The sequence below is a fragment of the Thalassospira sp. UBA848 genome (assembly GCF_002295455.1).
Taxonomy (GTDB): domain Bacteria; phylum Pseudomonadota; class Alphaproteobacteria; order Rhodospirillales; family Thalassospiraceae; genus Thalassospira.
In genome coordinates, this window is record NZ_DBGS01000107.1 from 10,518 (window position 1) to 15,325 (window position 4,808).

The following is a 4,808-nucleotide window of genomic DNA, read 5'->3' on the forward strand; positions in this document are numbered from 1 at the left end:
TCCGCCACAAATTCCTTTGCCTGTCCGCGTGTCAGGCTGCTGACAAAGGATTTTGCCGCCGCATACAGCACAGCACCACCCCCGCCGCCATTGCGCGCAGCAATTGATGTCGTATTGACGACAAAACCGTTTTCCGACGCTTTGAGGTAAGGATACGCCGCCACCGTGGCTTCCCAAACCGATTTGCCGTTCAGGGCAAAGACACGGTCAAGATGCTCGGGTTCGACCTCGGTCGTCGGCACACGCCCAAGCATGCCGCCAGCATTGTTGATCAGGCCATCCAGTCCACCAAGTATGCGGGCGGCTTCCCTGACCACTTTCGTCGGTGTACCGGTTACACTCATATCGCCCTGAACAGGAAAGACATGCTCGGGAAACTCTGCCTGAAGGGCAAGGGCTGCTTCACGGCTTTCATTGTAATGAAGGGCAACCTTGGCACCCTGTGCGGCAAACCCCCGGACAATCTCGGCCCCGATCCCGGTTGAGCCCCCGGTTACCAAAACACGCCGCGACATCAGGTCTGGAATCCTGATTGCCTGAATATCACTCATCGTATTCCTCCGGCTTAATTGTCTGACTTATGCCCAGATTACTTGTTGCACCGATCCGTGTGGTGTGGTTTTTCATGAACTGAAATCATCCACAAAGTGAATAGGGATCAACTTGGCTGGAATCGACCGCGCAGAGTTTGCTGATCTACGCCTTTTTCTGGCGATTGTCCGCCGCCAGAGCTTCAAGGCTGCGGCCATTGAATTCGGACTTTCGCCGTCGGCGGCTAGTCACGCGATCCGCCGTCTGGAAAGCCGCCTTGGCGTAAAGCTGATCAATCGAACGACGCGCGCAATTATGGCAACCGAACTGGGCCAGGACCTTGCCAACAAGCTTGCCGAGGGCTTTGACAAGCTTGATGAAGCGCTCCAGACGCTTGATGCCCCCGGTGCCGCCAGCTTTGGCGAGGTCCGCATCAACGCCTTTTCCGATGCCGCACACCTTCTGATCGCCCCCGCACTGCCGGAATTTGCTGAAACCTTTCCCGACGTCAACCTCGGCATCGTTGTTGAAAACCGACCGATTGATATTGTCGCAGAAGGATATGATGCCGGCATCCGGTATGGGCATCTGGTCCCGGAAGACATGGTTGCCGTCGCACTCAGCGGACCCCAGCGCTGGGTGGTGGCAGGCGCGCCAAACTACCTTGCACGGCACGGAAAACCCGACACCCCCGAAGATCTGGGCAATCACACATGCCTGCAACTTCTTCTGGGCGATAATTCGCGTTTTCCCTGGGAACTTGGCACCGGCCCGGACCAGAAAAGCTACCGCGTGCCGGGCCATATCACCATTCAGGACACGGCAACGACGATTTCCGCCGCCAAGGCCGGGCTTGGACTGGCCTATCTGCTGGAATCGCGCATTGCCGAAGAGCTTGCCAACGGACAGCTGGAAATCGTGCTGGAAGACTATGCATCAACTGATGATCCCTTCCATATGTATTACAGCAGCCGCCACAACAATCATCCGGGCTTGCGCGGCCTGATCAACATCATCCGCAAACAGAACGGCCTGTCGCGCATATGATCACAGGTCACGTCAGCGGCATTGAAGGCATGAATGATGATGGACTAGCGCCGATAGACCATCTGGCGATAATTCAGCGCCTCTGCAATATGGCCACGCTTGACCGCACCACTGCCCGAAAGATCGGCAATCGTGCGCGCCACCCGCAATATCCGGTGATATCCGCGGGCTGACAACTTCATCTGACGGGCCGCATCCTGCAGCAAGCCGCGACTATCCGCATCAAGCCCGGCAGCATTTTGCAGGGTTTCACCATCGGCCTCGGCATTGGTCGATATGTTTTCGTTTTTATATCGCAACATTTGCAATTCGCGCGCCAGAAACACCCGTTCACGCACCGCCTGACTGGTTTCACCCTTGGCCGGTAAATCAAGGTCTTCGGGTTTGACGGCGGGCACTTCGATCTGGATATCAAAGCGGTCCAGAAGCGGCCCTGAAAGCCGAGCCTGATATTCCTCGCCACAACGCGGGGCGCGGGTGCAGGCCAGCTCGTTATCACCAAGATAGCCGCACCGGCACGGGTTCATCGCCGCCACCAGCTGCACGCGCGCCGGATAGGTCACATGCGCATTGGCGCGCGCAACCGACACCTGCCCGGTTTCAAGCGGCTGGCGCAGGGCATCAAGCACATTGCGCTGAAATTCAGGCAATTCATCCAAAAACAGAACGCCATTATGGGCGAGTGAAATCTCGCCCGGCTTGACCCGATGGCCACCACCGACAAGGGCCGGCATAGAGGCAGAGTGATGGGGCTGGCGGAACGGGCGGGTACGGATCAGGCCACCTTCAGGCAACATTCCGGATACGGAATGGATAACCGTGGTTTCAAGCGCCTGTCTGGCATCAAGGTCGGGCAGAATGCCGGGCAGACGGGCGGCCAGCATTGATTTTCCCGATCCCGGCGGCCCCGACATCAACAGGTTATGCCCCCCGGCTGCTGCGATCTCAAGCGCGCGTTTGGCACTTTCCTGACCCTTGATATCGCGCAGATCACCATGGAAATCATTGATCGCGTCTGCGTCACGCCGGATCGGGCGGGGCAGGATTTGCGTGCCTTTGAAATGATTGATCAGGGCGACAAGGCTGGGTGCGGCAAGGATTTCAAGGTCCCCGGCCCAAAGCGCCTCGGCCCCATTGGCCTCCGGGCAAATGATGCCGCATTCCTGCATCCCGGCTTCCATGGCAGCGGGCAGGACACCGCCAACCTTGGTGATGCTGCCATCAAGCCCCAATTCACCCAGCACCAGAAACCGTTCGATATCGTCATGGCCGATAACATCCATCTCGGCCAGAATGCCCAGCGCAATCGGCAGATCGAAGTGCGATCCTTCCTTAAGCAAATCGGCCGGGGCCAGATTAATCGTGATGCGTTTGGGCGGCAGGGCCAACCCCATGGCCGAAAGGGCGGATCGAACGCGTTCGCGGGCCTCTGACACTGCTTTGTCGGGCAGGCCAACAACGCCAAAGGCCGGAAGCCCACTTGCCATTTGCACTTGCACATCGACAGGGATCGTTTCAATCCCGGCAAAGGCAACTGTGGTAACCCGCGCTGTCAATTCGCCTGCCCCCATAACCCCAAGTTGCACCACTTTGACGGGAAATGGGGGTCAAGGCAACATATCGTTCAGCGACGATGGTTTGGCACCCTAGGCGTTGTCATCTTCGGTATTGATCATCCAGGGCGTGCCGAACTTGTCATTCACCAGACCAAAGCCCTTTGACCAGAATGTTTCTGCGAACGGCATGATCACCGTACCGCCAACAGCAAGCCCGTCAAAATACGCGCGCGCCTGGTCGGCCGTGGCCGCATGGATGGAGATATTCATCCCCTTCATCGGTTCGAAATTCGGGGCCGGACTGTCTGATGCCATGATGGTCCAGCCATCTCCCGAAAGGCAGGCATGGGCCATTTTGTCGGCCATATCGGGCATTTCCGCGGCCATCGGCGTATCGCCATAGGGAACCGTTATCAGTTCACCGCCCAGAACGGATTGATAAAACGCCATTGCCGGGCGGCAATTACCATCAAAATTCAAATAGCTGATTATTCTCATCGGGGCTTCCTTTTCAAAATTGCGTTGGTGGGCACGGCTTATGGTTCAAGGCCGAACTGGGCCTGGCCATTGTCGATATCAAACGGCACAGAGAAATGTTCATGCGCGATGCGCCATTGGCCGTCGCGCTTTTCAAGGTGATAGCTTGACCGCATCCAGCTGACCTGTTCGGTGCCATCCTGATCACGCATCCCGCAGCGGATCAGGAAACGCGCAACACCAAGATGGCCGGAGACACGAATGGTTGGTGTCTGCATCTCGACAATCATGTCGGCGTCCTTGGGCAGGCATTCTTCCCAATGGGCGCGGTAATCGGCGCCACCAACGACTTGCAGGGGGCCAACCGCGTCATAGGAGCAGATATCGGGATGATAAAGGGCCATGATCGCATCGATATCCTTGTTGCGATTGGCCGTCGCCCAGCGATCAAACAGATCAAGAATCGCCTGGCGATCTCTGGCTTGTTTTTCTGACATCAAACATATCCTGGCTGTGGTGGTGCGAGGGGGATTTGGTCTTTGCAGCGCGACCCGACCGGGGCGGGGCGGTCAGCCGTTTGCCACCGCCTGTTCAAGCGCGGCGATATCGATTTTTTGCATGGTCATCATGGCGCTTGCCGCGCGTGCGGCAATTTCCGGGTCGGGATCGGTCATCAATTCAATCAGGCGGGTCGGGGTGATTTGCCAAAACACGCCAAACCGGTCCCGGACCCAGCCGCAATCACGCGGCTCGCCGCCTTCCGAAAGACAATCCCAGTAATAATCAACCTCTGCCTGATCCTTGCAATCGACGACAAAGGATACGGCTTCGGTAAATTCAAAATCCGACGGAAAGTTAAAGGCGGTAAATTGCCGACCAAAAAGCTCAAAACGAATGGTTAGAACGCTACCTTCCGGGCCGGGGCCAGCGGAACTTGCGCGCATGATGTCGCCGATTTTGGCATCGGCAAAAACCGAGACATAAAAATTCACGGCTTCTTCTGCGGTCTGGTTAAACCACAAAAAGGGGCTGATCTTCTGCATGGGGCGTCCTCCTTGCCGGGCAGAACGGTGGTGTGCTTCGGTGACGATCAAACGGCGCATTTATCAGCAAATTATGATTTTCCCGTTTGACAAATACGTTGATATCAACATAATTTATCCATGTCAAAAAAAGATTTCAACCATAGCGATCAGA

The 4,808-nt window shown here is 56.7% G+C and carries 6 protein-coding genes; 1 reads left to right on the top strand and 5 read right to left on the bottom strand.

Annotated elements, in window-relative coordinates; translation table 11 throughout:
- Positions 1 to 551 (bottom strand): SDR family NAD(P)-dependent oxidoreductase (locus B2R48_RS14895; protein ID WP_297001931.1); only part of this gene is annotated, 551 nt, incomplete at its 3' end.
- Between the two features lie 112 nt (positions 552 to 663).
- On the opposite strand from B2R48_RS14895, the gene B2R48_RS14900 reads away from it, so the two are divergent.
- Positions 664 to 1,578 carry a LysR family transcriptional regulator gene (locus B2R48_RS14900; protein ID WP_297001932.1) on the top strand — a complete coding sequence of 305 codons (915 nt, stop codon included), beginning with the start codon at positions 664 to 666 and terminating at the stop codon, positions 1,576 to 1,578.
- Between the two features lie 44 nt (positions 1,579 to 1,622).
- On the opposite strand, the gene B2R48_RS14905 is transcribed toward B2R48_RS14900, so the two are convergent.
- The 4 genes from B2R48_RS14905 to B2R48_RS14920 all read right to left on the bottom strand — a co-directional run bounded on the left by B2R48_RS14905 (position 1,623) and on the right by B2R48_RS14920 (position 4,654).
- Positions 1,623 to 3,134 (bottom strand): YifB family Mg chelatase-like AAA ATPase, encoded by a 1,512-nt coding sequence (locus tag B2R48_RS14905; protein ID WP_297001935.1) that lies wholly within the window; start codon positions 3,132 to 3,134, stop codon positions 1,623 to 1,625.
- 90 nt (positions 3,135 to 3,224) lie between these two features.
- A complete protein-coding gene (locus B2R48_RS14910; RefSeq protein ID WP_062957098.1) occupies positions 3,225 to 3,632 on the bottom strand; it encodes a VOC family protein in 408 nt (135 codons plus the stop codon).
- A 38-nt stretch (positions 3,633 to 3,670) separates the two neighbouring features.
- A complete protein-coding gene (locus B2R48_RS14915) occupies positions 3,671 to 4,108 on the bottom strand; it encodes a YybH family protein (RefSeq protein ID WP_297001938.1) in 438 nt (145 codons plus the stop codon).
- Between the two features lie 72 nt (positions 4,109 to 4,180).
- The gene (locus B2R48_RS14920) at positions 4,181 to 4,654 is read right to left on the bottom strand and encodes a VOC family protein (protein WP_297001941.1); all 474 of its coding nucleotides are present in this window, start codon (positions 4,652 to 4,654) and stop codon (positions 4,181 to 4,183) included.
- Between the last annotated feature and the right edge of the window lie 154 nt (positions 4,655 to 4,808).

Excerpts from the sequence above, each read along its gene's own strand:
- B2R48_RS14910 (WP_062957098.1), bottom strand. The coding sequence starts at position 3,632 with ATGAGAATAATCAGCTATTTGAATTTTGATGGTAATTGCCGCCCGGCA.
- B2R48_RS14915 (WP_297001938.1), bottom strand. The coding sequence starts at position 4,108 with ATGTCAGAAAAACAAGCCAGAGATCGCCAGGCGATTCTTGATCTGTTT.
- B2R48_RS14920 (WP_297001941.1), bottom strand. The coding sequence starts at position 4,654 with ATGCAGAAGATCAGCCCCTTTTTGTGGTTTAACCAGACCGCAGAAGAA.